Source organism: Kocuria gwangalliensis (assembly GCF_039544365.1).
Taxonomy (GTDB): Bacteria; Actinomycetota; Actinomycetes; order Actinomycetales; family Micrococcaceae; genus Kocuria; species Kocuria gwangalliensis.
Map to the genome: position 1 here is coordinate 1 of NZ_BAABLN010000022.1, position 24,675 is coordinate 24,675.

General features: G+C 63.5%; 28 protein-coding genes. 1 reads left to right on the top strand and 27 read right to left on the bottom strand.

The genetic code is table 11. The features are described from left to right. The coding region (locus tag ABEA06_RS07755) for a hypothetical protein (protein ID WP_345311110.1) at nt 1-182 on the top strand (182 nt) is incomplete at its 5' end. A 106-nt stretch (nt 183-288) separates the two neighbouring features. Here ABEA06_RS07755 and rpsQ read toward each other — a convergent pair. The 27 genes from rpsQ to ABEA06_RS07890 form a co-directional block, all read right to left on the bottom strand. Beyond that, nucleotides 289-573, bottom strand: a complete 285-nt coding sequence (rpsQ, locus tag ABEA06_RS07760; protein ID WP_303381383.1) for a 30S ribosomal protein S17 — start codon at nt 571-573, stop codon at nt 289-291. Beyond that, nucleotides 570-875: a 50S ribosomal protein L29 gene (gene rpmC, locus ABEA06_RS07765; RefSeq protein ID WP_303381384.1), complete on the bottom strand. Its 306-nt coding sequence runs from the start codon at nt 873-875 to the stop codon at nt 570-572. Before rpmC ends, rpsQ begins: the two co-directional genes overlap by 4 nt. Before the next feature lie 3 nt (nt 876-878). Beyond that, nucleotides 879-1,232 (bottom strand): 50S ribosomal protein L16, encoded by a 354-nt coding sequence (gene rplP / locus ABEA06_RS07770; RefSeq protein WP_345311111.1) that lies wholly within the window; start codon nt 1,230-1,232, stop codon nt 879-881. Beyond that, a complete protein-coding gene (gene rpsC / locus ABEA06_RS07775) occupies nt 1,232-2,083 on the bottom strand; it encodes a 30S ribosomal protein S3 (protein ID WP_303381385.1) in 852 nt (283 codons plus the stop codon). The genes rplP and rpsC overlap by 1 nt, the downstream gene beginning before the upstream one ends. Beyond that, nucleotides 2,084-2,449 (bottom strand): 50S ribosomal protein L22, encoded by a 366-nt coding sequence (rplV, locus tag ABEA06_RS07780; RefSeq protein ID WP_303381386.1) that lies wholly within the window; start codon nt 2,447-2,449, stop codon nt 2,084-2,086. A gap of 51 nt (nt 2,450-2,500) precedes the next feature. Then, nucleotides 2,501-2,782, bottom strand: coding sequence for a 30S ribosomal protein S19 (rpsS, locus tag ABEA06_RS07785; protein WP_016997047.1), 282 nt, complete (start codon nt 2,780-2,782; stop codon nt 2,501-2,503). 12 nt (nt 2,783-2,794) lie between these two features. Continuing rightward, entirely contained in the window at nt 2,795-3,634 is an 840-nt protein-coding gene (gene rplB / locus ABEA06_RS07790) for a 50S ribosomal protein L2 (RefSeq protein WP_303381387.1), read from the bottom strand. Nucleotides 3,635-3,665: 31 nt separating this feature from the next. Further along, on the bottom strand, nt 3,666-3,971 hold the full coding sequence (gene rplW, locus ABEA06_RS07795; protein WP_190781360.1) for a 50S ribosomal protein L23: 306 nt from the start codon (nt 3,969-3,971) through the stop codon (nt 3,666-3,668). Next, nucleotides 3,968-4,597: a 50S ribosomal protein L4 gene (gene rplD, locus ABEA06_RS07800; protein ID WP_303381388.1), complete on the bottom strand. Its 630-nt coding sequence runs from the start codon at nt 4,595-4,597 to the stop codon at nt 3,968-3,970. The genes rplW and rplD overlap by 4 nt, the downstream gene beginning before the upstream one ends. A 6-nt stretch (nt 4,598-4,603) precedes the next feature. Continuing rightward, on the bottom strand, nt 4,604-5,260 hold the full coding sequence (gene rplC, locus ABEA06_RS07805; protein WP_303381389.1) for a 50S ribosomal protein L3: 657 nt from the start codon (nt 5,258-5,260) through the stop codon (nt 4,604-4,606). Nucleotides 5,261-5,276: 16 nt separating this feature from the next. Then, complete coding sequence (rpsJ, locus tag ABEA06_RS07810; protein ID WP_003803825.1) at nt 5,277-5,585, bottom strand: 30S ribosomal protein S10; 309 nt, start codon at nt 5,583-5,585, stop codon at nt 5,277-5,279. A 533-nt stretch (nt 5,586-6,118) separates the two neighbouring features. Then, entirely contained in the window at nt 6,119-7,309 is a 1,191-nt protein-coding gene (tuf, locus tag ABEA06_RS07815; protein WP_345311112.1) for an elongation factor Tu, read from the bottom strand. Nucleotides 7,310-7,468: 159 nt separating this feature from the next. Beyond that, entirely contained in the window at nt 7,469-9,583 is a 2,115-nt protein-coding gene (fusA, locus tag ABEA06_RS07820) for an elongation factor G (RefSeq protein WP_303381391.1), read from the bottom strand. A gap of 78 nt (nt 9,584-9,661) precedes the next feature. Further along, entirely contained in the window at nt 9,662-10,132 is a 471-nt protein-coding gene (rpsG, locus tag ABEA06_RS07825; RefSeq protein ID WP_303381392.1) for a 30S ribosomal protein S7, read from the bottom strand. Continuing rightward, a complete protein-coding gene (gene rpsL / locus ABEA06_RS07830; protein ID WP_303381393.1) occupies nt 10,132-10,506 on the bottom strand; it encodes a 30S ribosomal protein S12 in 375 nt (124 codons plus the stop codon). The genes rpsG and rpsL overlap by 1 nt, the downstream gene beginning before the upstream one ends. Nucleotides 10,507-10,759: 253 nt before the next feature. Then, nucleotides 10,760-11,554, bottom strand: a complete 795-nt coding sequence (locus ABEA06_RS07835; protein WP_303381394.1) for an IclR family transcriptional regulator domain-containing protein — start codon at nt 11,552-11,554, stop codon at nt 10,760-10,762. An 84-nt stretch (nt 11,555-11,638) separates the two neighbouring features. Beyond that, entirely contained in the window at nt 11,639-12,298 is a 660-nt protein-coding gene (locus ABEA06_RS07840; RefSeq protein ID WP_303381395.1) for a 3-oxoacid CoA-transferase subunit B, read from the bottom strand. After that, nucleotides 12,295-12,993, bottom strand: coding sequence for a 3-oxoacid CoA-transferase subunit A (locus tag ABEA06_RS07845; protein ID WP_345311113.1), 699 nt, complete (start codon nt 12,991-12,993; stop codon nt 12,295-12,297). The genes ABEA06_RS07840 and ABEA06_RS07845 overlap by 4 nt, the downstream gene beginning before the upstream one ends. A gap of 41 nt (nt 12,994-13,034) precedes the next feature. Next, nucleotides 13,035-14,246, bottom strand: a complete 1,212-nt coding sequence (locus ABEA06_RS07850) for a thiolase family protein (RefSeq protein WP_345311114.1) — start codon at nt 14,244-14,246, stop codon at nt 13,035-13,037. Between the two features lie 175 nt (nt 14,247-14,421). Next, nucleotides 14,422-14,829 carry a 4-carboxymuconolactone decarboxylase gene (pcaC, locus tag ABEA06_RS07855; protein WP_303381398.1) on the bottom strand — a complete coding sequence of 136 codons (408 nt, stop codon included), beginning with the start codon at nt 14,827-14,829 and terminating at the stop codon, nt 14,422-14,424. A 14-nt stretch (nt 14,830-14,843) separates the two neighbouring features. Then, complete coding sequence (locus tag ABEA06_RS07860) at nt 14,844-15,632, bottom strand: alpha/beta fold hydrolase (RefSeq protein WP_345311115.1); 789 nt, start codon at nt 15,630-15,632, stop codon at nt 14,844-14,846. Continuing rightward, nucleotides 15,629-17,074 (bottom strand): lyase family protein, encoded by a 1,446-nt coding sequence (locus ABEA06_RS07865; protein ID WP_345311116.1) that lies wholly within the window; start codon nt 17,072-17,074, stop codon nt 15,629-15,631. The genes ABEA06_RS07860 and ABEA06_RS07865 overlap by 4 nt, the downstream gene beginning before the upstream one ends. Beyond that, on the bottom strand, nt 17,071-17,646 hold the full coding sequence (pcaG, locus tag ABEA06_RS07870) for a protocatechuate 3,4-dioxygenase subunit alpha (protein WP_345311117.1): 576 nt from the start codon (nt 17,644-17,646) through the stop codon (nt 17,071-17,073). Before pcaG ends, ABEA06_RS07865 begins: the two co-directional genes overlap by 4 nt. Further along, complete coding sequence (pcaH, locus tag ABEA06_RS07875) at nt 17,639-18,454, bottom strand: protocatechuate 3,4-dioxygenase subunit beta (protein WP_303381402.1); 816 nt, start codon at nt 18,452-18,454, stop codon at nt 17,639-17,641. The genes pcaG and pcaH overlap by 8 nt, the downstream gene beginning before the upstream one ends. A gap of 45 nt (nt 18,455-18,499) precedes the next feature. After that, complete coding sequence (locus ABEA06_RS07880; RefSeq protein WP_345311118.1) at nt 18,500-19,696, bottom strand: 4-hydroxybenzoate 3-monooxygenase; 1,197 nt, start codon at nt 19,694-19,696, stop codon at nt 18,500-18,502. Nucleotides 19,697-19,842: 146 nt separating this feature from the next. After that, entirely contained in the window at nt 19,843-20,604 is a 762-nt protein-coding gene (locus ABEA06_RS07885; RefSeq protein ID WP_303381404.1) for an IclR family transcriptional regulator, read from the bottom strand. A gap of 155 nt (nt 20,605-20,759) precedes the next feature. After that, entirely contained in the window at nt 20,760-24,650 is a 3,891-nt protein-coding gene (locus ABEA06_RS07890) for a DNA-directed RNA polymerase subunit beta' (RefSeq protein ID WP_345311119.1), read from the bottom strand. Nucleotides 24,651-24,675 lie beyond the last annotated feature (25 nt).

A 24,675-nucleotide genomic window follows, 5' to 3' on the forward strand; every position in this document is an offset into this window, starting at 1 on the left:
TCCTCGCGCTGCGTCACCAAATCACTGACCTCCAAGCCAACCTCATCGACCTCGCCCGCCGCAGAGGACTCCTCCAGCAACGAACCAAGACCAACGCCGTCTACCTCAGCCGACGCAAGATGGGATCACCGAAGCGGGCAAAACCAGATGAGTCAACGACTCAATCCACGCGGGCATCTTGACATGAGTCAACAGGCTGACCACTGCGGCACAGCAACGGGCCCCCATCCGAGGATGGGGGCCCGTTGGTCGGCTCGAAGCCGGCCTGCTGTATTGCTCGAAAGGACCTTACTTGGCCTTCTCGATGATCTCCACGATGCGCCAGTTCTTGCTGGCGGACAGCGGACGGGTCTCGGCGATCCGGACAAGGTCACCGATACCGGCGGCGTTCTCCTCGTCGTGAGCCTTGACGCGCTTGGACTTACGCATGACCTTGCCGTAGAGGGCGTGCTTCACACGATCCTCGACCTGCACGACCACGGTCTTGTCCATCTTGTCGGAGACTACGTAGCCGCGACGGGTCTTACGGTCACCGCGCTCGGCGGTGGCCTCGTTGTTAACCTGCTCGCTCACTTGGCATCATCCTCAGACTTGGCGGCCTTCTTGCTTGCCTTGGCTGCCTTCTTGTCGGTCTCTACAGCAGTCGCCTCGACCTCTTCGCGGATGCCCAGCTCGCGCTCACGGAGCACGGTGTAGATGCGGGCGATGTCACGCTTGACGGACTTCAGGCGACCGTTGCTCTCGAGCTGACCGGTTGCGGACTGGAAGCGCAGATTGAACAGCTCTTCCTTGGACTTGCGCAACTGCTCGGTCAGAGCACCGTTGTCGAGTGCCGCGAGGTTTTCCATGTTCAGATCCTTAGATCCAATAGCCATTGATCATTCACCACCTTCGCGACGCACGATACGTGCCTTCATCGGGAGCTTGTGGATTGCCAAACGAAGCGCCTCGCGGGCGACTTCCTCGGTCACACCGGAGATCTCGAACATGATGCGTCCGGGCTTGACGTTGGCGACCCACCATTCGGGCGAACCCTTACCGGAACCCATGCGGGTTTCGGCAGGCTTCTTGNTTGCGATACGCGCGGCTTCGATCTGACGGTTGGTGACATAGGCCGGGCTCAATGCCTGGATGCCCCACTCGCCGAACGATACCTGGGTTCCGCCCTTGGCCTGACCCCGTCGCTTGGGGTGGTGCTGCTTGCGGAACTTCACACGACGTGGGATAAGCATTACTTACCACCCTCTGCGTTGGACGCCTCCGCAGCGTTGTTCTGCTGCGGGGCTGCGGCGGAGTCGTTACGCTCACGGCGTCCGCCACGGTCGTTACGGTCATTGCCACCACGACGACGACGCTCGCCGCCACCGGCACCACCGGCGCCACCGCGACGGTCGTTGCGTCCGCGCGAAGACGGAGCAGCGGCCTGCTGTGCTGCCAGTTCCTTGGAGGTCAGGTCGCCCTTGTAGATCCAGACTTTCACGCCAATGCGGCCGAAGGTGGTCTTTGCCTCGAAGAAGCCGTAGTCGATGTTCGCGCGCAGGGTGTGCAGGGGCACACGGCCTTCGCGGTAGAACTCCGAGCGTGACATTTCAGCACCACCGAGGCGGCCGGCGCACTGGATACGAATACCCTTGGCGCCCGCACGCTGTGCGGACTGAATGGCCTTCTTCATGGCGCGGCGGAAAGCCACGCGAGAAGCGAGCTGCTCGGCGACACCCTGAGCGACCAACTGCGCGTCGATCTCGGGGTTCTTGACTTCCAGGATGTTCAGCTGGATCTGCTTGCCGGTCAGCTTCTCGAGCTCACCGCGAATGCGGTCAGCTTCGGCGCCGCGGCGGCCGATCACGATACCCGGGCGAGCGGTGTGGATGTCCACACGCACACGGTCACGGGTACGTTCGATCTCGACCTTGGAGATACCTGCCCGCTCCATGCCCTTGGACATCAGCTCGCGGATCTTCACATCCTCGCGGATGTAGTCCTTGTAGCGCTGACCCGGCTGGTTGGAGTCGGCGTACCAGTGCGAGATGTGGTCGGTGGTGATACCCAGACGGAATCCGTTGGGGTTAATTTTCTGTCCCACTTAGCGGACCTCCTCCTTCTCCGGGGTCGCCACGACCACGGTCACGTGGCTCGTGCGCTTGTTGATGCGGTACGCACGGCCCTGGGCGCGCGGCTGGAACCGCTTCATGGTGGGTCCCTCATCCACGTAAGCAGCGGAGACAACGAGGTCTTCCTGCTTGAACGCGAGGCCATCACGCTCGGCCGTCTGCCGGGCGTTGGCCACGGCGGATTCGAGAACCTTGAACACCGGCTCGGAAGCTGCCTGGGGGGCAAACTTCAGAATCGCCAATGCCTCATTCGCCTGCTGGCCACGAATCAGGTTGACGACGCGCCGGGCCTTCATAGGCGTCACGCGGATATAGCGCGCAGATGCCTTGGCTTCCATTGCTTTCCTTCTCTCGTCTTGTCGAAGAAGTGCTACGTGCTAACCCGTAGGTCAGCGACGCTTGCCCTTCTTGTCGTCCTTCACATGGCCGCGGAACGTGCGGGTGGGAGCGAATTCGCCGAGCTTGTGCCCGACCATCGACTCCGTGATGAACACCGGGATGTGCTTGCGTCCGTCGTGCACGGCAATCGTGTGTCCGAGCATGTCGGGCACGATCATCGAGCGGCGGGACCACGTCTTGATGACGTTCTTGGTACCCTTCTCGTTCTCCTTGGCGACCTTCAGGTAGAGGTGCTGATCAACGAAAGGGCCCTTCTTGAGGCTGCGTGGCATTAGTCAGGCTCCTTAGCGCTTGTTCTTGCCGGTACGACGACGACGGACGATGAGCTTGTCGCTTTCCTTGTTGGGGCGACGGGTGCGTCCCTCGGGCTTGCCGTTCGGGTTGACCGGGTGGCGTCCACCGGAGGTCTTGCCCTCACCACCACCGTGCGGGTGGTCAACGGGGTTCATGACGACACCGCGGACGGTCGGGCGGATGCCCTTCCAGCGGTTACGTCCGGCCTTGCCCCAGTTGATGTTGGACTGCTCGGCGTTGCCGACCTCGCCCACGGTTGCGCGGCAGCGAACGTCGACGTTGCGGATTTCACCGGAGGGCAGACGGAGTTGGCCGTACTTGCCTTCCTTGGCGACGAGCTGCACGGACGCACCGGCCGAACGGGCCAGCTTGGCACCGCCGCCCGGACGCAGCTCCACGGCGTGGAGCACGGTGCCCACGGGGATGTTGCGCAGCGGCAGGTTGTTACCGGGCTTGATATCGGCGGACGGACCGGACTCGACAACATCGCCCTGCTTGAGCTTGTTGGGGGCCACGATGTAGCGCTTGGTGCCGTCGACGTAATGCAGCAGCGCAATGCGCGCCGTGCGGTTGGGGTCGTACTCGATGTGAGCGACCTTGGCGTCGACGCCGTCCTTGTCGTGACGACGGAAGTCGATGACACGGTACTGGCGCTTGTGCCCACCGCCCTTGTGACGGGTGGTGATACGACCGGTGTTGTTGCGACCGCCCTTCTTGGGCAGCGGACGCACCAGCGACTTTTCGGGCGTATTACGCGTGATTTCTACGAAGTCGGCAACCGACGAGCCACGACGGCCCGGGGTTGTCGGCTTGTGCTTACGGATAGCCATAATTGATATTCCTCGTTAAAGTGGTCTCCGCTCAGGCGAGCGGACCGCCGAAGATGTCGATGGAACCTTCCCGAAGGGACACGATGGCACGCTTGGTGGCCTTACGCTGTCCCCAGCCGAAGCGAGTGCGCTTGCGCTTACCGGGACGATTGAGGGTGTTGACGGACTCGACCTTGACGCCGAAGATCGTCTCCACGGCGTACTTGATTTCGGTCTTGTTGGCCGAGGGGGCCACCTGGAAGGTGTACTTACCCTCGTCGATCAGTCCGTAGGACTTCTCGGAGACGACCGGGCGAATGATCACATCGCGCGGGTCCTTGTTGTAGATCGCGCTCACTTGGCGTCCTCCTGGTTCTTACCCGTAGCGGACGCAGCAGCAACGAACGACTCGTAAGCGGCCTTGGTGAAGATCACGTCGTCCGAGACGAGCACGTCGTACGTGTTGAGCTGGTCTGCGTACACGGCGTGCGTGTTGACCAGGTTGCGCACGGACAATGCAGTGACATCATCACGGCGGTCCAGAACAACCAGCACGTTCTTGCGCTCGGTGATCGAACGCAGTGCAACCTTGGCGGCCTTGGTGGACGGCTCAGCGCCGGTCACCAGATCGGCAACCACGTGGATGCGGTTGTTGCGAGCCCGGTCCGAGAGGGCACCGCGCAGGGCGGCTGCCTTCATCTTCTTGGGCGTGCGCTGCGAGTAGTCACGCGGAGTCGGACCGTGGACAACGCCACCGCCGGTCATGTGAGGTGCGCGGATGGAACCCTGACGGGCGCGACCCGTGCCCTTCTGCTTGAACGGCTTGCGACCTGCGCCGGAAACTTCGGCGCGGGTCTTGGTCTTGTGCGTGCCCTGGCGTGCTGCGGCCAACTGAGCGACGACGACCTGGTGAAGCAGTGCCACGTTGGTCTGCGCGTCGAAGATCTCAGCGGGCAGCTCGACGTTTACGGTTTCAGTTGCCATGGCTTATCAGGCTCCCTTCACTGCGGTTCGGACGAGGACGACCGATCCCTTGGGGCCCGGCAGGGCGCCCTTGATGAGCAGCAGGGAGTTGTCGGCGTCGACAGCGTGAACGGTCAGGTTCATGGTGGTGTGACGGACGTTGCCCATCCGGCCGGCCATCTTCATGCCCTTGAAAACACGTGCGGGGTAAGACGCGCCGCCGATGGATCCCGGCTTGCGGTGGTTCTTGTGTGCACCGTGGGAGGCGCCGACGCCGGAGAAGCCGTGACGCTTCATAACACCGGCGGTGCCCTTGCCCTTGGTGGTGCCGACGACATCGACCTTGGTCCCGGCGTCGAAAATTTCGACGGACAGTTCCTGGCCGAGCTCGTAGTCAGCGGAATCGGAAGTACGAAGTTCGACGACGTGGCGGCGCGGGGTTACTCCGGCGGCGGCGAAGTGGCCAGCCAGCGGCTTAGAAACCTTGCGGGGATCGATCGCACCGAAGCCGATCTGAACGGCGTTGTAACCGTCGTTGTCCTCGTTGCGCAGCTGCGTCACGACGTTGGAGTCGGCCTTGACCACGGTCACCGGCACGAACTTCCCGTTCTCGTCCCAGACCTGGGTCATGCCGAGCTTGGTGCCCAGCAGGCCCTTAACCTGGCGTTCGAAAGTGGTAGTCATTGGGGTGCGATCCTTTTTACAGCTTGATTTCGATGTTCACGTCAGCCGGCAGGTCGAGACGCATGAGCGAGTCGACAGCCTTGGGCGTGGGGTCGATGATGTCGATCAGCCGCTTGTGTGTGCGCATTTCGAAGTGCTCACGGCTGTCCTTGTACTTGTGCGGCGAGCGGATCACGCAGTAGACGTTCTTCTCCGTGGGCAGCGGGACGGGTCCCACCACCGTGGCGCCTGCGCGCGTAACCGTCTCAACGATTTTCCGGGCCGAGACGTCAATGACCTCGTGGTCATAGGACTTCAGCCGGATGCGGATTTTTTGTCCCGCCATGGCGTCGTGACTCTCTTTCTTCAAGTACTTCCCTGTGTGGAGCGTCAGCTCCTTGTGTTCGGCGTTTTTAACGCCACTTCACACAGACTGAATCCGGTGTAACCGGGTTCCTCACCCTGCTGAAGCACCGACACCCGAACTCGGGCGTGTCGCATAAAACGCAAACACGAGTTCGCACAAATAATTTCTATGGTGCCGGTTGGATGGTTGTTCACGTGGTCCCATGGAAACCATGGCTCGTTGCGGCTGCTTCGGTGTTCCGGTTCGCCCGACGCGGTCGGGACCTTTCTACGGGCACACGCCGACACGTGAACAACAGCGACCATTCTGCCAGAAATTTGCACACCTTTGCAAATGCGGGGCGCTCTTGCGTTGCCGAGCGGCCCGAAAGGCCTGCCGACGCCGTGTGGTTGGCTCGGCGCGGCGTCGTCGTAGCGTCGGTGCGGGAACGCGTAAGACCCCGCCGGTACGGAACTGGCGGGGTCTTACGTGGCATGCCGGACTAGCCGGCGATCAGCCGAGTAACCGAATGATTACTTGTTGATCTTGGTCACCTTACCGGAACCAACGGTGCGGCCACCCTCACGGATAGCGAAGCCGAGGCCCTCCTCCATGGCGATGGGCTGGATCAGCTCAACGCTCATTTCGGTGTTGTCGCCGGGCATGACCATCTCGGTGCCCTCGGGCAGCGTGATGACGCCGGTGACGTCGGTGGTGCGGAAGTAGAACTGCGGACGGTAGTTCGAGTAGAACGGGTTGTGACGCCCGCCCTCTTCCTTGGACAGGATGTAGACGTTTGCCTCGAAGTCGGTGTGCGGGGTGATGGAACCCGGCTTGCACACGACCTGGCCACGCTCGACATCGTCGCGCTTGAGGCCACGCAGCAGCAGACCACAGTTCTCGCCCGCGAGGGCTTCGTCCATCTGCTTGTGGAACATCTCGATACCGGTCACGGTGGTCTTCTGGATCGGGCGGATGCCGACGATCTCGATTTCCGAGTTGATCGGCAGGGTCCCACGCTCGGCACGGCCGGTCACCACGGTGCCACGACCGGTGATCGTGAAGACGTCCTCAACGGGCATCAGGAACGGCTTGTCGGTGTCGCGCACCGGCTCGGGGACGTTCTCGTCCACGGCCTCCATGAGCTCCTCGACGGACTTGACCCACTGGGCGTCGCCCTCGAGAGCCTTCAGAGCGGACACGCGCACCACGGGTGCGTTGTCGCCGTCGAAGCCCTGGTCGGACAGCAGTTCACGAACTTCCATCTCGACGAGGTCCAACAGTTCCTCGTCGTCGACCATGTCGGACTTGTTCAGCGCGACCAACAGGTAGGGAACGCCCACCTGGCGGGCGAGCAGAACGTGCTCGCGGGTCTGAGCCATGGGGCCGTCAGTAGCGGCAACCACGAGGATTGCGCCGTCCATCTGAGCAGCACCGGTGATCATGTTCTTCACGTAGTCCGCGTGACCGGGGGCGTCAACGTGTGCGTAGTGACGCTTCTCGGTCTGGTACTCGATGTGAGAGATGTTGATGGTGATGCCGCGCTGCTTCTCCTCCGGAGCGGAGTCGATGGCACCGAAGTCGCGCTGCTCGTTGATGTCCGGGTACTTGTCAGCAAGCACCTTGGAGATAGCAGCGGTGAGCGTGGTCTTGCCGTGGTCAACGTGGCCGATGGTGCCGATGTTGAGGTGCGGCTTGGTGCGCTCGAACTTGGCCTTCGCCATGATGTGTTCCTCCTAGAACATTGAGGTGAGACTTACTCGACTGCTCCGAAGACTCGGAGCCTACTATCACAGCGCAGGGCACTGCTGCAGTCGAAACCTGTGCAAGTCTACTTTGGCTTTAGTGGTTTATCGAAATTCGGGGACTGGTCCCCGGTGGGCTTACTCGCCGCGATTCTTCTGGATGATCTCGTCGGCAACAGCCTTCGGAACCTCCGAGTAGCTGTCGAACTGCATCGAGTACACGGCGCGACCCTGGGTCTTGGACCGGAGGTCACCGATGTAGCCGAACATTTCGGACAGCGGCACGAGGGCCTTCACCAGCTTGACGCCGGTGACGTCCTCCATGGACTGGATCTGACCGCGACGGGAGTTCAGGTCGCCGATCACGTCGCCCATGTACTCCTCGGGGGTGCGAACCTCCACGGACATCAGCGGCTCCAGGAGCACAGGGTTGGCGCGACGAACGCCTTCCTTGAACACCATGGAACCGGCGATCTTGAATGCCATTTCGGACGAGTCGACGTCGTGGTAGGCACCGTCGAGCAGGGTGGCCTTCACGCCGACCATGGGGTAGCCGGCGAGAACACCCAACTGCATGGCGTCCTGGATACCGGAATCCACGGAAGGAATGTACTCGCGAGGAACGCGGCCACCGGTCACCTTGTTGGCGAACTCGTAGAGTTCCTCGGAGTCCAGCGGGAGCGGCTCGAAAGCAACCTGCACCTTGGCGAACTGGCCGGACCCACCGGTCTGCTTCTTGTGGGTGTAGTCGACCTTGTCCACGGCCTTCTTGATGGTCTCGCGGTAAGCCACCTGGGGCTTGCCCACATTGGCTTCCACCTTGAATTCGCGCTTCATGCGGTCCACCAGGATGTCCAGGTGGAGCTCGCCCATGCCGCCGATTTCGGTCTGGCCGGTCTCATCGTTGAGGGACACCGTGAAGGTGGGGTCCTCAGCGGAGAGCTTCTGAATCGCGGTCGAGAGCTTTTCCTGGTCGCCCTTGGTCTTGGGCTCGATGGCCACGAAGATCACGGGCTCGGGGAAGCTCATGGACTCCAGCACGATGGGGTTCTGCGCATCGCACAGGGTGTCACCGGTGGTGGTGTCCTTGAGACCGATGGCCGCGTAGATGTGACCGGCGGAGATCTCGTCCACCGGGTTCTCCTTGTTGGAGTGCATCTGGAACAGCTTGCCGATGCGCTCCTTCTTGCCCTTGGTGGAGTTGAGCACCTGCTCGCCGGCCTTGGCCTTACCGGAGTACACGCGAATGTAGGTGAGCTGACCGTAGAACGGGTGGGAAGCGACCTTGAACGCCAGCGCGGCGAACGGTGCGTCCGCGTCTGCCGGACGGGTCATGACCTCTTCCTCGTCCTTCACGGAGTGACCCTGCACGGAGAGCACGTCCAACGGAGTGGGGAGGTAATCCACCACTGCGTCGAGCATGGGCTGCACGCCGCGGTTCTTGAACGCGGAACCACACAGCACCGGGTAGGCCTTGGAGTTGATCGTCAGTTCGCGGATACCGTGCTTGATCTCGTCCTGAGTGAGCTCTTCACCGTTGAGGTACTTCTCCATGAGTGCGTCATCGGCTTCGGCCACGGACTCGACCAGCTGGTTGCGGTATTCCTCGGCACGCTCCTGCAGATCCTCGGGGATCTCGCGGATCTCGTACTTGGCGCCCAGGGACACGTCACCCTTGGAGTCGCCTTCCCAGACGAATGCCTTCATGGTGAGCAGGTCGACAACGCCCACGAAGTCGTTCTCGGCGCCGATGGGCAGCTGCAGCACGAGCGGGGTTGCGCCCAGACGGGACTTGATGGTGTCCACGGTGAAGTAGAAGTCCGCACCGAGCTTGTCCATCTTGTTGACAAAGCAGATACGCGGAACTTCGTACTTGTCAGCTTGACGCCACACGGTCTCGGACTGCGGCTCAACACCCTCCTTGCCATCGAAGACGGCCACGGCGCCGTCGAGCACACGCAGGGAGCGCTCGACCTCGACCGTGAAGTCCACGTGACCCGGGGTGTCGATGATGTTGATCTGGTTGTCATGCCAGTAGCACGAGGTCGCGGCGGAGGTAATGGTGATGCCGCGTTCCTGCTCCTGCGCCATCCAGTCCATCGTGGATGCACCGTCGTGCGTCTCGCCGAGCTTGTGGTTGATGCCCGTGTAGAACAGGATTCGTTCGGTGGTCGTGGTCTTACCGGCATCGATGTGAGCCATGATGCCGATATTGCGGACCTTGTTCAGGTCGGTAAGCACGTCAAGTGCCACGATGGTTCCCTTCGTAAAGGTTGGTGCCGGGCCCATGGTCGGCCCCGCTGTTCACGGGGCCGACACGACTATCGGATTTTACCAGCGATAGTGGGCGAAGGCCTTGTTGGACTCAGCCATCTTGTGGGTATCCTCGCGGCGCTTGACAGCGGCACCCAGGCCGTTGGAGGCGTCGAGGATCTCGTTCTGGAGACGCTCAGTCATGGTGTTTTCGCGGCGGACCTTGGCGTAGCCAACGAGCCAACGCAGGGACAGCGCGGTGGCGCGGCCTGCCTTGACCTCGACCGGGACCTGGTAGGTGGCGCCACCGACACGACGGGAGCGGACCTCAAGGGCCGGCTTGACGTTGTCGAGGGCCTTCTTCAGGGTGACAACCGGGTCTGCGTTGGTCTTGTTACGAACGCCTTCAAGGGCACCGTAGACAATGCGCTCTGCGGTGGACTTCTTGCCGTCCTGCAGAACCTTGTTGATCAACTGGGTGACGACGGGAGAGCCGTAGACGGGATCTACGACGAGGGGGCGCTTGGGAGCGGGACCTTTACGAGGCATTACTTCTTCTCCTTCTTGGCGCCGTAGCGGGAACGGGCCTGCTGGCGACCCTTGACACCCTGGGTGTCGAGTGCGCCGCGCACGATCTTGTAGCGAACACCCGGCAGGTCCTTCACACGACCGCCGCGCACCAGCACGATGGAGTGTTCCTGCAGGTTGTGTCCCTCACCGGGGATGTACGCGGTAACTTCCACGCCGCCGTTGAGCTTGACACGGGCCACTTTACGCAGAGCCGAGTTCGGCTTCTTGGGGGTGGTGGTGAACACACGGGTGCACACGCCGCGCTTCATGGGGTTGCCCTTGAGCGCGGGGGCTTTGGTCTTGATGACCTTGGACGTCCGGCCCTTACGGACCAGCTGCTGAATAGTTGGCACAGTGCCTCCTGTTTGGGCAGACCTTGCGTTCATCGGATGAACGGTCTGCTGACTGCGGATTGGTGAGTCACGGAACCAGGCACGACAAAAAATGGCATCTTGGTACAAGGTGCGTACCAATGGACAGGGTCCAATGTGCCATTGAATCGAAAATGCGCGCGCTCGTGACCGAGCAATTCCCGGCCAGTGTAGCAGTTACCGCCCACCGTCGCGAACCGCGGGGTACGGAAGCCGGCCTACCGAGGACAGGAGTTCAGCGACCCGACGCCGCGAGGTCCTGGGAGATGGCGCCCGCGCACGCGAGCAGCTCCGGAATCACCTGGGTCTCGGGGTGATCGGTGTCCACGCCGGGCATCCCCACGCGCATGGAGACGTTGATCGCGGCCACCGTGCGGCCAGTGAGGTCCCTGACCGGAACCGCGGCCGAGCGCAGCCCCACTTCCAGTTCTTGATCCACGACGGCGTAGCCCAGCTCGCGCACACGGTGCAGCTGTTGCGCCAGGGCCACGCGTTCGGTGGTGGTCCGCCGGGTCAGCGGTGACAGCTGCGCGGCGGAGAGGTACTCCCCCAGTTCTTTGTCACCGAGGCCCGCGAGCAGCACTCGACCCATGGAGGTGGCGTAGGCCGGGAAGCGGGTTCCCACGGCAATGGCCACGGTCATGATGCGGTGGGTGGCCACGCGGGCGACGTACACGATGTCCTGCCCGTCGAGCACGGACATGGAGGTGGACTCTTGCAAGGTGTCCGAGAGCCGCTTCAAATGCGGGCTCGCAATCTGCGGCAGCGACAGCGCCGAGAGATACGAGTAGCCCAGTTGTAGCACCTTGGGCGTGAGTTCGAACATCCGCCCATCGGAGCGGACGTAACCCAGTGATTCGAGAGTGAGAAGGAACCGGCGCGCGGTGGCGCGCGTCAAACCCGTGTGACGTGCAACGTCGGAGAGCGTCATGACGGGCTGAGCGGCGTCGAAAGCGGCAATCACGGACAGTCCGCGCGCGAGCGACTGAACGTACTGGCTCTTGTCGGCAGAGTCTGCTTCAGCGCTCACGGGGGCTCCACATCACACGGGTCGAATACTGGGTTTGCCGAGAGGCGGGGGTGGAACCGGGTCGACTCCACCCCCGCGCCCACGTCAGCCTGCGGGCTTGAGTTCGATGTCGATCAACTCGGCGAGTTCATCAAAACCGATACCGAAGGTCTCTCTCACACGGACGCCGTCCTCCTCGATGAGGAACACGGCCTTGTCCGTGTAGATGCGGGACACGCAACCCACACCGGTCAGCGGCATGTCGCACTCCGCCACCAGCTTGGACTGGCCCTTCTTGGTCTGCAGCGTCATCATAACGAACGTCTGCTTGGCGCCGGTGGCCAGGTCCATGGCACCGCCCACGGCGGGGATGGCGCCGGGTTTGCCGGTGTGCCAGTTGGCCAGGTTGCCCTTCTGGTCCACTTGGAAGGCCCCCAGGACACAGCAGTCCAGGTGACCGCCGCGCATCATTGCGAAAGAATCCGCGTGGTGGAAGTAGGAGCAGCCCTCGGTCTCGACCACGGGAATCTTGCCCGCGTTGATGAGGTCGGGGTCGACCTCGTCGTCCTTGGCCTCCGCGCCCATGCCCAGCATGCCGTTCTCGGTGTGCAGGGTGACGTCGTCCTCGGGGGACAGGTAGTTGGAGACCAGCGTGGGTTGGCCGATGCCCAGGTTGACGTAGGCGCCCGCGGGAATGTCGCGGGCCACAACCTCTGCGAGCTCTTCGGGGCTCAGGGCGTGATCACTGTTCTGCGGGGCGCTCATGCCGCATCGTCCTCTCGCGGGTCTGCCTGCTGGGGAGCTTCGAGCTTGACCACGGTGTCCACGTAGATACCGGGGGTCACCACGACCTCGGGGTCGATCTGACCGCGCTCCACGATCTCGCTCACCTGCACGATGGAGCGCTGGGCGGCGGCCGCCATGATGGGACCGAAGTTGCGGGCGGTCTTGCGGTAGACCAGGTTGCCCGCGGTGTCCGCGGTGTGTGCCTTGGTCAGGGAGAAGTCCGCGTGAATCGGGTATTCGAGCACCTGATGCTTGCCGTCCAGTTCACGCACTTCCTTACCCTCCGCCAACGGGGTGCCGTAGCCGGTGGGAGTGTAGAACGCGCCGATACCCGCACCGGCCGCGCGGATGCGCTCGGCCAGGTTGCCCTGCGGTACGACCTCGAGTTCGATCTCGCCGGCGTGGTACTTCTCGTCGAAGTGCCACGAGTCCGCCTGGCGCGGGAAGGAGCAAATGATCTTCTTCACGCGACCGAGCTGGATGAGCTTGGCCAGTCCCACGTCTCCGTTACCGGCGTTGTTGTTGACCACGGTGAGGTCCTTGGCGCCGTTCTCGATGAGCGCGTCAATGAGCTCAACGGGCTGCCCGGCAACACCGAAGCCACCGATCATCACGCAGGCGCCGTCGTGGATGGGCTCCACGGCCGCGGCCACGCTGTCTGCAATGTTCAGCATGAGCTGTATGCCTTTCTTCGTTTGGTCTGGGGTTGGGTTACTCAGCCCTTGGCGTTCTCGTTCTCGAGCACCACGGCGAGGCCCTGGCCCACGCCGATGCACAGGCTGGCCACGCCCCAGCGTTCACCGGACTCTTCGAGACGGCGCGCCAGGGTGCCGAGTACGCGTGTACCGGAGGCACCGAGCGGGTGGCCGATCGCGATGGCACCGCCCCACGTGTTCACGATGCTCTGGTCCACGCCCCATTGGCGCAGGCACGCGAGCGACTGCGCGGCGAAAGCTTCGTTGAGTTCCACGGCGGCGATGTCGTCCCAGGTGATCCCCGCGCGCTTGAGTGCGAGGTTGGCAGCCTCAACGGGTGCCTCACCGAAGTACTGCGGCTCGTTGGCCGCGGCACCGCGGCCGGCGATGCGGGCAATGGGTGCGATACCCAGCAGGTCCGCGCCCTTCGCACTGCCCAACCACGCGGCGGAGGCGCCGTCATTCATGGGCGATGCATTACCGGCGGTCACAGAGGCGTCCTCACCCGTGCGGAACACGGTGCGCAGGCCGGAGAGGGTCTCCGCGGTGGAATCCGCACGAACCGTCTCGTCGCGGGTGAGTTCCACACCGCGCTTGGTGTTGGGTTTCACGCTCACGGTGAGGTTGTCGTACTTGCCCTCGTCCCAGGCCTTGGCGGCGAGCTGATGCGAATGAGCGGCGAACTCATCCTGATCCTCACGGGAAATGTTGTGCTTTTCGCGCAGCAGCTCGGTGGCCTCGCCCAGCGAGACGGTCCAGGCATCCGGCATTTCGGGGTTGACCAAGCGCCACCCCAGGGTGGTGTTGGCGAGCTTGAGATCCTGCATGGGGAAAGCGCGCTCGGTCTTGGGCAGCACCCAGGGGGCACGGGACATGGATTCCACGCCACCCACGAGCAGCAGGTCACCCTCGCCCACTTCGATCTGACGCGACGCCATCATGGCGGCATCCAGGGAGGAACCGCACAGGCGGTTGATCGTGGATCCGGGAACGGAGGTGGGCAGTCCCGCGAGCAGGGTGGCCATGCGGGCCACGTTGCGGTTTTCTTCGCCGGCGCCGTTCGCATTGCCGAAATAAACCTCGTCGATGGCGGAGGCGTCCAGCTGGGGAGCGCGCTCCACCATGGTCTTGACCACGAGGGCGGCCAGATCATCGGGGCGGTGGCTGGACAACGCACCACCCACCTTGCCGAACGGGGTGCGGACTGCGTCGTACACGTAAGCGTGGTTCATGTGAATCCTCACGGGTTGGGCTCACCCGGTCTCCCGGGGCGACACCGTCTCCGTTGACCGACGACGCCGCGTTGCGTGGGTCCAGAATACCCCAATGTGCGCGCCATGTGAACACTTGTACGCATAGCGAACATACTTAACGCACTGTTGCGCCGCCGAAACGTTGCGCTGCGGGCTACTCCCCCAGCGCCCCTAGATCCGACAGCACCTTTTGGGCGTGCTTGAACGCGTTGTTCGCGGAGGGCACCGACAAGTAAATGGCCGATTGGAGGAGGATCTCCTTGATCTCGTCCGGAGACAGTCCGTTGCCGATGGCCGCGCGCACGTGCATCTCGAACTCTTCCCAGTGCCCGGCCGCGATCAGTGCCGTGAGCACGCACGCACTGCGCATGCGGCGGTCCAGTCCCGGCCGGGTCCAGATCTCACCCCACGCGTAGCGCGTGATGAAGTCCTGGAACTCCTCGGTGAACTCCGTCTTGCCGGCCTCCGCGCGATCCACGTGCGCGTCGGAAAGTACCTCGCGGCGCACGGTCATGCCGTCCTGGTGGGCCTGGGACTGGGTGCGTTCTGAACGATCGGTCATGATGTCCTTTCTGCTCAGCGGTGGGCCGAGATAAATCGGGTGATGTGTTCGGCGGTGGCTTCCGGTGCCTCCGCGGCCAACAGATGAGACGTACCCGCTATCGTTTCGTGGCGGGCGCCCAACTTGTCGGCCAGTGCCTGCACGGTCTCGGGCCCGGTAACGACGTCGCTCGGTCCGGACAGCGCCAGAACGGACACCTTTGTTGCGGGCTGGGTTTCACGCAGGTCGAAGCCGGCCAGCGAGCGGCACGCGGCCGCGTAGCTGCCCCGATCCGCGTTCTGGAGATCGTGCAGCAGGGCGGTGCCGACCTCCGCGTGGTGTGCCAGGAAGTCCGGGGCGAACCACAACTTGGCGGAGTTGATCACCTGCGTGGGCGTTCCTGCCCGGTCCACGAGCTCCGCGCGCTCGTGCCAGCCCTGCGGGTCCGGGAAATAGTCGGTCGTGGCAATCAGTGTCAGAGAGGCCAGCCGGTCCGGGTGATCCGCAAGCAGTTGCTGCCCCACGGCGCCGCCAATGGATGTGCCCACGTAGTGGAAGGGCTCGGAGAAGAGCTGTCCGGCAACCGCATTCAGAACACCCTGAGCGAGTTCCGCCACCGTGAAGTCATGCGTTGGTCCACTCACACCGTGGCCCGGCAGGTCCCAGCCGACCACGTGCGTGTTCCCGGATAACTGCGCCGCCAGACGGCCGTAGAGATGGGTCACTGACGTGCCGATGCCGGGACCCAGCACCACCAGGGATGCGTTATCGGCAAGTTGTTCCGGGTTCGAGAGCTCCACGAGTCCAAGTTCGGGCACGCTCATGAAATCAACCTTTCTCGGTGGTTTTCCACGGCTCTGGCGCACAGGTGCGGTGTGGCTCCCAGGTAGCCGCGGGGATCCAGCAGTTGCCGTAGCCACGCGCCCACGCTGGCCCGTTCCCGCGGGTTCACACCGTCCGGCAACGACGGGGAGTTCTCGCCCTCGATCAGGTCGGTGAGGTGATCCGCGAGCGCCTCGGCGTCGAGGGGATGCTCGCGCACGGCGGCCTGCACCCGCTGTTTGGCTGTGGACCCGTCGGATCCGGCCAGCACCGGCGTCAGAGCGGCACCGAGACGTTCGGCCATCACCCCGGTGCCTGCCTGGCGCAGGTTCTCCGCCATGCGTTGCGAGTTCACCGTCAGACCTTCGGTGAGTTCCGCAGCGTGCGACGCCGCCGCGGTGGCCGCTACCGCGAGGTCGCGCAGTGCGGGCCATTCCGCATGCCACCCGCCGTCCGGGCGCTCGTCCACGGCCGCCGCAGCTCCGGAGTGGACCTGGCTCAGAAGGTGGGGCGCGGCCAACGCCGTGCGCTTGAGCAACACGCTCAACACGGGATTCTGTTTTTGTGGCATCGCGGACGAGACCCCGCGACCCTCGGCGGTGGGTTCGCGCACTTCGCCCACCTCGGGCCGGGACAGCAACAGGACGTCGTTGACCATACGGCCCAGGGCCGCGGTCGTTTCAGCGAGCGCTCCGGCAACTCGCAGAACCGGAACGCGATCGGTGTGCCACACCTGATCCGGTACCGCCAGTGCGAGTTCCTCGGCCCAGTACCCGATGAGGGTGAAAAGCCTGTCAGCGGTCTGCTCGGCGCTTCCCCCCTGATCGCACAGGGCCATACCCGCCGCCAAGGTTCCGGCGGCTCCCCCGTAGGACACGGGAAGGTGGGCGCGATCGAGGACATCGCGCGCGGCGTCGTCGACCCCCGCAAGCCACGACGCCGCCTTGAGGCCGAAGGACATGGGCAGCGCGTGCTGGGTGAGGGTGCGCCCGACCATCACGGTGTCCGCGTGCGTCCGCACCAGCTCCGCGAGGGCGTCACCCGTGCGGGTCAGATCCGACACCAGGCTGTCCCGGGCGGCCTTCAGCACCAGCGCGAGCGCGGTGTCCATGACGTCCTGACTCGTGAGCGATGCGTGCACCGCGCCGACCGGAGATCCGTGTATTTCGGTGACCGCCGCGCGGTAGTCGGCAAGCAAGGGAATCACCGGATTTCCGCCGCCCTCGGAAGCAACCGCCAACCGGTTCAACGCAGCCTCAGCCACGTCGACATGGTCCACGGCGTCACGAGCAATCTCAGCGATGCGTTCCGGAACCAGCCCCAGACGCGACTGGGCCGTGACCCACGCGGCCTCCGTGAGGAGGATCGCGCGGGCCACGGCACGGTCGTCGAGCAGCTCGGCTGCCCGGTGGCTTCCCGGTGTGAGAAGACCCGTGATGGTCATTCAAGCCCCGGGTAGGCCAGGAACAAGGTCTCGCCGTCACCCTGCAGGTGCACGTCGAAACGCAACGAGCCGTCCGCTTCGCGGGTGGCCACCAGGGTGGCGCGCTCGCTGTCCGACAGGCCCGACAGCAGCGGGTCGCTGGCGAGCGCCTCGGTGTCCTCGGGCAGGTAAATGCGCGTGAACAGCCGATTGAGCAGGCCGCGGGCGAACACGGTCAGGCAGATGAACGGTGCCTTGCCGGCCTCGGTGGGGCCGGGGTTGACCGTGGTGAAGGTGTAGTGGCCCTCGTTGTCCACGGCCACGCGACCAAAACCGGTGAACGTGTAACCGTCGCGGACCAGCGAGCCGGTCTCCTGGGAGACGTTGCCGTCCTCGTCCGCCTGCCAGATCTCGAGCATGGAATCCGGCACGGGAACGCCGTGGCCGTCGTAGACGGTGCCGTGCAGGCGCACGGCACCGGGACGGGATCGGTCCACCAGATTCTCACCGTTCTCGTACGGCAGTGCGTACCCGTAGAACGGGCCAATGGTTTGGCCCGGGGTGGGTACCAGGCGTTGGGTGTTCTCAGACATTGCTGTCGTCCTCCGTCCAGGTCCGGTTGGAACCGCTCAACACGATGTCCCACTTGTAGCCCAGCAGCCACTCGTGCTCGGACACGTTGTGGTCGTAGTCGGCCACGAGGCGATCACGGGCCTCGGTGTCCACGATCGACTGATAAATGGGATCCAACGCGAACAGTGGATCGCCCGGGAAGTACATCTGGGTGATCATGCGCTGGGTGAAGTCCGTACCGAACAGCGAGAAATGCACGTGCGCCGGACGCCATGCGTTCTGGTGGTTCTTCCACGGATACGGTCCGGGCTTGATCGTCACGAACGAATAGGACCCGTCGTCACCGGTGAGGCAACGGCCCACGCCCGTGAAATTCGGGTCGATGGGTGCGGGGTGCTGATCGCGCTTGTGGATGTAACGACCGGCCGCGTTGGCCTGCCAGATCTCCACGAGCTGATTGCGCACGGGGCGGCCGGCACCGTCCAGCACGCGACCGTTGATGCGGATGCGCTCACCGATCGGTTCGCCTCCGTCCTGAATGGTCAAGTCCGACTCGAGCTTGTGCACGTCACGCTCGCCGAAGGCCGGAGCGTAGAGCTCAATGGTCTCCGGATCCGTGTGGCGCAGGTCCTTGGTCGGGTGGCGCAGGATCGAGCTGCGGTAAGGCGCGTAGTCAAGCCGTGGCTGGGTTTCCGTGCGACCGGATTCCTCGTACTGCTTGGTGATCTCGGCCATCTCGTTGTCGAGCTGGTCCTGGCTGTCAGCGGCGTCGTCGGCGCCCTTGGCCGTGAGTGGTTCGAAGGTGTCTTCTGGATTCTCAGCTGCCATGATTCATCTCCTTAGAGGACAGAGCTGCGGTGGGTAGTGCGTGGCTCATTGATCCGGCCAACCGGTGTAGCACTCGGCGAAGTAGGCGGAACCGCGGTCGGATCCGGTGATGGACGCGAACTCGCCGCGGCGACGCTTCTGGTTGAACGGGTTCTCGCCGGGCTGGATGTGCATGAGGTTGGTGGCCCAGTACGAGAAGTTCTGAGCCTTCCAAATGCGTTCCAGGGCCTTGGCCGAATACTCCGCCAGACCGCTGTCATCACCCTTGTCGAAGAAGTCGATGATGGCCGGGGCCAACACGCGGACATCGCAGAACGCCAGGTTGAGGCCCTTGGCACCGGTGGGCGGAACCGTGTGGCCGGCGTCCCCGACCAGGAACATGTTCCCGTAACGCAGCGGTTCACAAACATAGGAACGGAACGGCAGGACGGTCTTGTCGAAAATCTTGCCGCGCTGCAACTGCAGACCGTCCGGACCGTCGATGCGACGTTGCAACTCCGCCCAGATGCGCTCATCGTCCCAGTCCGCCACATTTTCATTGGGGTCGCACTGGAAATACATGCGCTGGACCGTGTCACTGCGCTGGGAGATCAGGGCAAAACCGTGCTCCGAGTTCGCGTAAATCAACTCGGGCGCGGAGGCCGGGGCCTCGCACAGGATGCCGAACCACGCGAACGGGTACTCGATGAAGTTGTCCGTGCGAACCTCCGCCGGGATCTGACGTTTGGAAATGCCCTTGGAGCCATCCGCGCCGACCAGGATGCCGCAGCGGATCTCGAGCGCTTCGCCCTCGGCCGTAGTGCTCAGGATCTTGGGCTGCTCTGAGGTGAGGTCGCTGATCTGGGTGTCGGTGACCTCGTAACGGACGTCGCCGCCGTCGCGCTTTCGCGCCGCGGCAAGATCGACGAACACCTCGTTCTGCGGGTAGAGCCACACGGACTCGCCCACGAGTTTCTGGAAATCGATGCGATGGCTGACACCTTCGAAACGCAAGGTAGTGCCTTCGTGCTCGTGACCTTCGGTCAGTACCCGACCGTCCACTCCGGATTCCGCCAACATCCTGACGGTGCCGGCCTCAAGAATGCCGGCGCGGTGGGTACTGGCGATCTCGTCGTGGGAGCGGACCTCCACCACAACGTTGTCGATACCCGCCTTGTACAGCAGGTGGGAGAGCATCAGTCCGGCGGGGCCTGCACCCACGATCCCCACCTGGGTCTCCACAATTGTTCGCTCTTTGACCATGTGTCCTCCTTGCGCACGTGTGACTCACATTATGCTGGGCGGCCATGGCCCGCATCACAGTTGTTCCGTTCAATGGAAACCTGCGGAGGTATGACCACCGAAGACCTCCTTCAGCGCCGGGACATCGAAACAACTGATTGACGTTGTTAGAGGGCGCCCAGGGCGCGAGAAATTCCATGCGAGGCAACCCGTAGGGTTTGTACAATGCCGGGCACCTCTGCGGCAGCCATGTCCTCCAGCGCCATGACCACGCCCAGGGCCACCGGGCGGTGAGCCTGCGGGACCCGAACCGGAACCGAAATACCGCCGGTACCCTCGTCGATTCGACCACGTTGCAGGGCATAGCCGCGCTGGGCGAAACGCCGCAGGTCGCTCATCAGGCGCTCAGCGGGGATCCCCTCGGGGAAGCTGCTGTCCCGCACTCGTTCGCAATACTCTCTGACAAATGATTCGGGGTACTGGGACAGTAGAACCAGTCCCGCCGCTGACTGGTGGAGGGGTAATCGACCGGCCACGTTGGAGCGCAGCGGCACATCCGATTTCTTGCCGAGGATGCGTTCGGCGAACAGGACATCGTCGCCTTCCACCACGCCCACGTGTACGTGCTGACGCAGCACCGCGTGCACGTCCGACATGAACGGAATGGCCACGGACGCTAAATCTTCCGCCAGTGCGGCCCTTGAGGCCAATTCCCACAATCGGGTTCCCACCCGGTAGCCCTGGCCGCCGGTGGGCTCGATCCACCCGATCTGTTTCATGTCGGCCACCAACCGATGCGCGGTGGACGTGGGGAGTCGGGCGGAACGGGCAATGTCCCTGAGCTGGAGCACCGGGGTGTCGGAACCGAACGCGGCCAGGATCCGTTCCACGCGGGCGAGGACCGAATCCCCCGACGTCGAATTTGCCACCTCAGCCTCCTCCCCTGCCACAGCCATCGATACGACCACCGGCATGCATTGTTCTCAGCGTAGTCTCCCGGGGAACGCCGAAGGCCGGCCCCCACACGTGCGGGGGCCGGCCTTCGGTCGGACGGCTACGGCAGCTCAGCTACCGAAGCAAACGATCAGTTGGTGCCGAAGTCGTAGTCATCCAACGGGATGGCCTGGAACTCCGAACCCAACGCACCCGAGTTCTCTTCGGCGTAGCTGAAGTCAGCGAACGCGGAAGGATCGGTGAACATGGAAGCCTTGGCCTCCTCGGTGGGTTCGACGTCCACGTTGTTGTAACGTGCCAGGCCGGTGCCGGCCGGGATGAGCTTACCGATGATCACGTTCTCCTTCAGACCCAGCAGCGGATCCGACTTACCTTCCATGGCCGCCTGCGTCAGGACGCGGGTGGTTTCCTGGAAGGACGCGGCGGACAGCCACGAGTCGGTTGCCAGCGAAGCCTTGGTGATACCCATCAGCTCCGGACGGCCCGCAGCGGGACGCTTACCCTCGGACACCGCACCGCGGTTGGCCTCGAGGAAGCGCACACTGTCCACCAATTCACCCGGCAGCAACGCGGTGTCGCCGGACTCGATGATGGTCACGCGACGCAGCATCTGGCGGACGATGACCTCCACGTGCTTGTCGTGGATGCCCACACCCTGGGAGCGGTACACGCGCTGAACCTCGTCCACCAGGTGCTTCTGAGCCTCACGGGGACCGCGAATACGCAGCACCTCCTTGGGATCGACCGCACCGGTCACGAGCTGCTGACCGACCACCACTGAATCGCCATCGTGCACGAGCAGCTTGGCGCGGCGCAGCACCGGGTAGGCAAATTCCTCGTCGCCGTTGTCCGGGACAATGACGATCTTAAGGGACTTGTCGGTGTCCTCGATGCGCACGCGGCCTGCCACCTCGGAGATCGGGGCGACACCCTTGGGGGTACGCGCCTCGAAGAGCTCCTGAATACGAGGCAGACCCTGGGTGATGTCACCGTCCGAGGACGCAACACCGCCGGTGTGGAAGGTACGCATGGTCAGCTGAGTACCGGGCTCACCGATGGACTGCGCAGCCACGATGCCCACGGCCTCTCCGATGTCCACCAACTGGTTGGTGGCCAGGGAGCGACCGTAGCAAGCGGCACACACACCCACGGCGGATTCACACGTGAGCACGGAGCGCACACGAACCTCGTCGATCCCGGCGGTGAACAGCTTGTTGATCAGGGCGTCGGACATGTCCTGCCCTGCATCGGCCACGATCTCGCCGTTCGCATCGACCACGTCGGTGGCGAGCACACGTCCGTGCACGGTGTTCTCGACATCCTCGTGCAACGAACGCACGCCGGACTCATCGACATCCGACACGGGCAGCACCAGACCGCGACGGGTCTGGCAGTCGGCCTCGCGAACAATGACGTCCTGGGAGACGTCCACCAGACGGCGGGTCAGGTAACCCGAGTTGGCGGTACGCAATGCGGTATCGGCCAGGCCCTTACGAGCACCGTGGGTGGCGATGAAGTACTCCAGCACCGACAGGCCCTCGCGGTAGGAGGACTTGATCGGGCGGGGCATGATCTCGCCCTTGGGGTTGGCCACCAGGCCACGGATACCCGCGATCTGACGAACCTGCATCCAGTTACCACGCGCACCGGAGGACACCATGCGGTTAATGGTGTTGCTCGCGGTCAGGTTCTTACGCATGGCCTCGGCGACCTCGTCGGTTGCCTTGGACCAGATGTCGATCAATTCGGAACGGCGCTCGTCGTCGTCGATCAGGCCCTTGTCGTACTGGCCCTGGATCTTCGCGGCCTGCGCCTCGTAACCCTCCATGATGGCGGGCTTCTCCGGCGGAGTCGCGATATCCGAGATGGCCACGGTGACACCCGAGCGGGATGCCCAGTGGAAACCGGCGTCCTTGAGCAGATCCAGGGTGTGTGCCACCTGGGTCATCGGGTAACGCTCTGCCAGATCGTTCACCAACGACGACAAGTGCTTCTTGTCGGCGACGTTCTCGTCCCACGGGTAGTCCTCGGGCAGCGTCTCGTTGAAGAGCACGCGACCCAGGGTGGTTTCCACGATGGCGGACTGGCCGGGTTCCCAACCTTCGGGAGCCTCCCAGCCGGCGTACGGCACGAAGTCGTCCAGCTCGATCTTGCACTTGGAGTTCAGGTGCAGCTCGCCGGAGTCGTGAGCCATGATGGCCTCGGCCACGGACGAGTAGCTGTTGCCCTCACCGGCAGAGCCGTCACGAACGGTGGTCAAGTGGTACAGACCGATGATCATGTCCTGCGAAGGCAGGGCAATCGGCTTACCGTCCGAGGGCTTCAAGATGTTGTTCGAGGACAACATCAGGACGCGGGCCTCGGCCTGGGCCTCCGGGGACAGCGGCAGGTGCACTGCCATCTGGTCACCGTCGAAGTCGGCGTTGAACGCACCACACACGAGCGGGTGCAGCTGAATGGCCTTACCTTCGACCAGCTGCGGCTCGAACGCCTGGATACCCAGACGGTGCAGGGTGGGAGCACGGTTCAACAGAACCGGGTGCTCGGTGATGACCTCTTCGAGGACATCCCACACCTGCGGGCGGTAACGCTCCACCATGCGCTTGGCGGACTTGATGTTCTGAGCGTGGTTGAGATCCACCAGACGCTTCATCACAAAGGGCTTGAACAGTTCCAGAGCCATCTGCTTGGGCAGGCCGCACTGGTGCAGCTTCAACTGCGGGCCCACCACGATGACCGAACGGCCCGAGTAGTCCACGCGCTTACCCAGCAGGTTCTGACGGAAACGACCCTGCTTACCCTTGAGCATGTCGGACAGCGACTTGAGTGCGCGGTTACCGGGCCCGGTGACCGGGCGGCCGCGGCGGCCGTTGTCGAACAGGGAGTCAACAGCTTCCTGGAGCATGCGCTTCTCGTTGTTCACGATGATCTCGGGAGCACCAAGGTCCAGCAGACGCTTTAAGCGGTTGTTGCGGTTGATCACGCGACGGTACAGGTCGTTGAGGTCCGAGGTGGCGAAACGGCCACCGTCGAGCTGGACCATGGGGCGCAGCTCCGGCGGGATCACCGGGACGGCATCCAGAACCATACCCAGCGGCGAGTTGTCCGTGGTCAGGAACGCGTTGACGACCTTGAGGCGCTTCAGGGCGCGGGTCTTACGCTGGCCCTTGCCCGTGGCAATGGTTTCCTTGAGCGACTCGGACTCGGTCTGCAGGTCGAAGGTCTCCAAACGCTTCTTGATCGCTTCGGCGCCCATCGAGCCCTCGAAGTACATGCCGTAGCGGTCCACCATCTGGCGGTACAGGGCCTCATCACCCTCGAGGTCGTTGACCTTGAGGTTCTTGAAACGGTCCCACACCTTGTCGATGTGATCGATTTCGCGATCGGCGCGCTTACGCACGTTGGCCATCTGGCGATCCGCGGAGTCACGCAGCTTGCGCTTCTCAGCGGCCTTGCCGCCTTCTTCCTCCACGCGCGCCAGCTCGTTCTCGAGGTCACGAGCGATCGCAGCGATATCCGCGTCGCGGGTGTCCTCCAATTGCTTCTTCTCACGGTCGATCGCGGCCTGCAGGTTGGGCAGGTCGTCGTGACGAGCCTGCTCGTCCACGGACGTGATCATGTACGCGGCGAAGTAAATGACCTTCTCGAGGTCCTTGGGCGCCAGGTCCAGCAGGTAGCCCAGGCGTGACGGAACGCCCTTGAAGTACCAAATGTGAGTCACGGAGGCGGCCAGTTCAATGTGCCCCATCCGCTCACGACGCACCTTGGCGCGAGTCACCTCGACACCGCAGCGCTCACAAATGATGCCCTTGTAGCGCACACGCTTGTACTTACCGCAGTAGCACTCCCAGTCCCGAGTGGGGCCGAAGATCTTTTCGCAGAACAAGCCGTCCTTCTCGGGCTTGAGCGTGCGGTAGTTGATGGTTTCGGGCTTCTTGACCTCGCCGTACGACCAGCTACGAATCTGGTCCGCAGTGGCCAGGCCAATACGCATGAGGCCTAGTGAAGAATCGTTGGACATAAGGTCCTGTCCCTCTTTCTAAAAA

What these genes read in the sequence shown, in the direction of transcription:
- rpmC (WP_303381384.1), bottom strand. Translation starts at nt 875, where the DNA reads ATGGCTATTGGATCTAAGGATCTGAACATGGAAAACCTCGCGGCACTC.
- rplV (WP_303381386.1), bottom strand. Translation starts at nt 2,449, where the DNA reads ATGGAAGCCAAGGCATCTGCGCGCTATATCCGCGTGACGCCTATGAAG.
- rpsS (WP_016997047.1), bottom strand. Translation starts at nt 2,782, where the DNA reads ATGCCACGCAGCCTCAAGAAGGGCCCTTTCGTTGATCAGCACCTCTAC.
- rplB (WP_303381387.1), bottom strand. Translation starts at nt 3,634, where the DNA reads ATGGCTATCCGTAAGCACAAGCCGACAACCCCGGGCCGTCGTGGCTCG.
- rplD (WP_303381388.1), bottom strand. Translation starts at nt 4,597, where the DNA reads ATGGCAACTGAAACCGTAAACGTCGAGCTGCCCGCTGAGATCTTCGAC.
- rplC (WP_303381389.1), bottom strand. Translation starts at nt 5,260, where the DNA reads ATGACTACCACTTTCGAACGCCAGGTTAAGGGCCTGCTGGGCACCAAG.
- rpsJ (WP_003803825.1), bottom strand. Translation starts at nt 5,585, where the DNA reads ATGGCGGGACAAAAAATCCGCATCCGGCTGAAGTCCTATGACCACGAG.
- tuf (WP_345311112.1), bottom strand. Translation starts at nt 7,309, where the DNA reads ATGGCGAAGGCCAAGTTCGAGCGCACCAAGCCGCACCTCAACATCGGC.
- rpsG (WP_303381392.1), bottom strand. Translation starts at nt 10,132, where the DNA reads ATGCCTCGTAAAGGTCCCGCTCCCAAGCGCCCCCTCGTCGTAGATCCC.
- ABEA06_RS07840 (WP_303381395.1), bottom strand. Translation starts at nt 12,298, where the DNA reads ATGAGCGCCCCGCAGAACAGTGATCACGCCCTGAGCCCCGAAGAGCTC.
- ABEA06_RS07845 (WP_345311113.1), bottom strand. Translation starts at nt 12,993, where the DNA reads ATGCTGAACATTGCAGACAGCGTGGCCGCGGCCGTGGAGCCCATCCAC.
- ABEA06_RS07850 (WP_345311114.1), bottom strand. Translation starts at nt 14,246, where the DNA reads ATGAACCACGCTTACGTGTACGACGCAGTCCGCACCCCGTTCGGCAAG.
- pcaC (WP_303381398.1), bottom strand. Translation starts at nt 14,829, where the DNA reads ATGACCGATCGTTCAGAACGCACCCAGTCCCAGGCCCACCAGGACGGC.
- ABEA06_RS07860 (WP_345311115.1), bottom strand. Translation starts at nt 15,632, where the DNA reads ATGAGCGTGCCCGAACTTGGACTCGTGGAGCTCTCGAACCCGGAACAA.
- ABEA06_RS07865 (WP_345311116.1), bottom strand. Translation starts at nt 17,074, where the DNA reads ATGACCATCACGGGTCTTCTCACACCGGGAAGCCACCGGGCAGCCGAG.
- pcaG (WP_345311117.1), bottom strand. Translation starts at nt 17,646, where the DNA reads ATGTCTGAGAACACCCAACGCCTGGTACCCACCCCGGGCCAAACCATT.
- pcaH (WP_303381402.1), bottom strand. Translation starts at nt 18,454, where the DNA reads ATGGCAGCTGAGAATCCAGAAGACACCTTCGAACCACTCACGGCCAAG.
- ABEA06_RS07880 (WP_345311118.1), bottom strand. Translation starts at nt 19,696, where the DNA reads ATGGTCAAAGAGCGAACAATTGTGGAGACCCAGGTGGGGATCGTGGGT.
- ABEA06_RS07890 (WP_345311119.1), bottom strand. Translation starts at nt 24,650, where the DNA reads ATGTCCAACGATTCTTCACTAGGCCTCATGCGTATTGGCCTGGCCACT.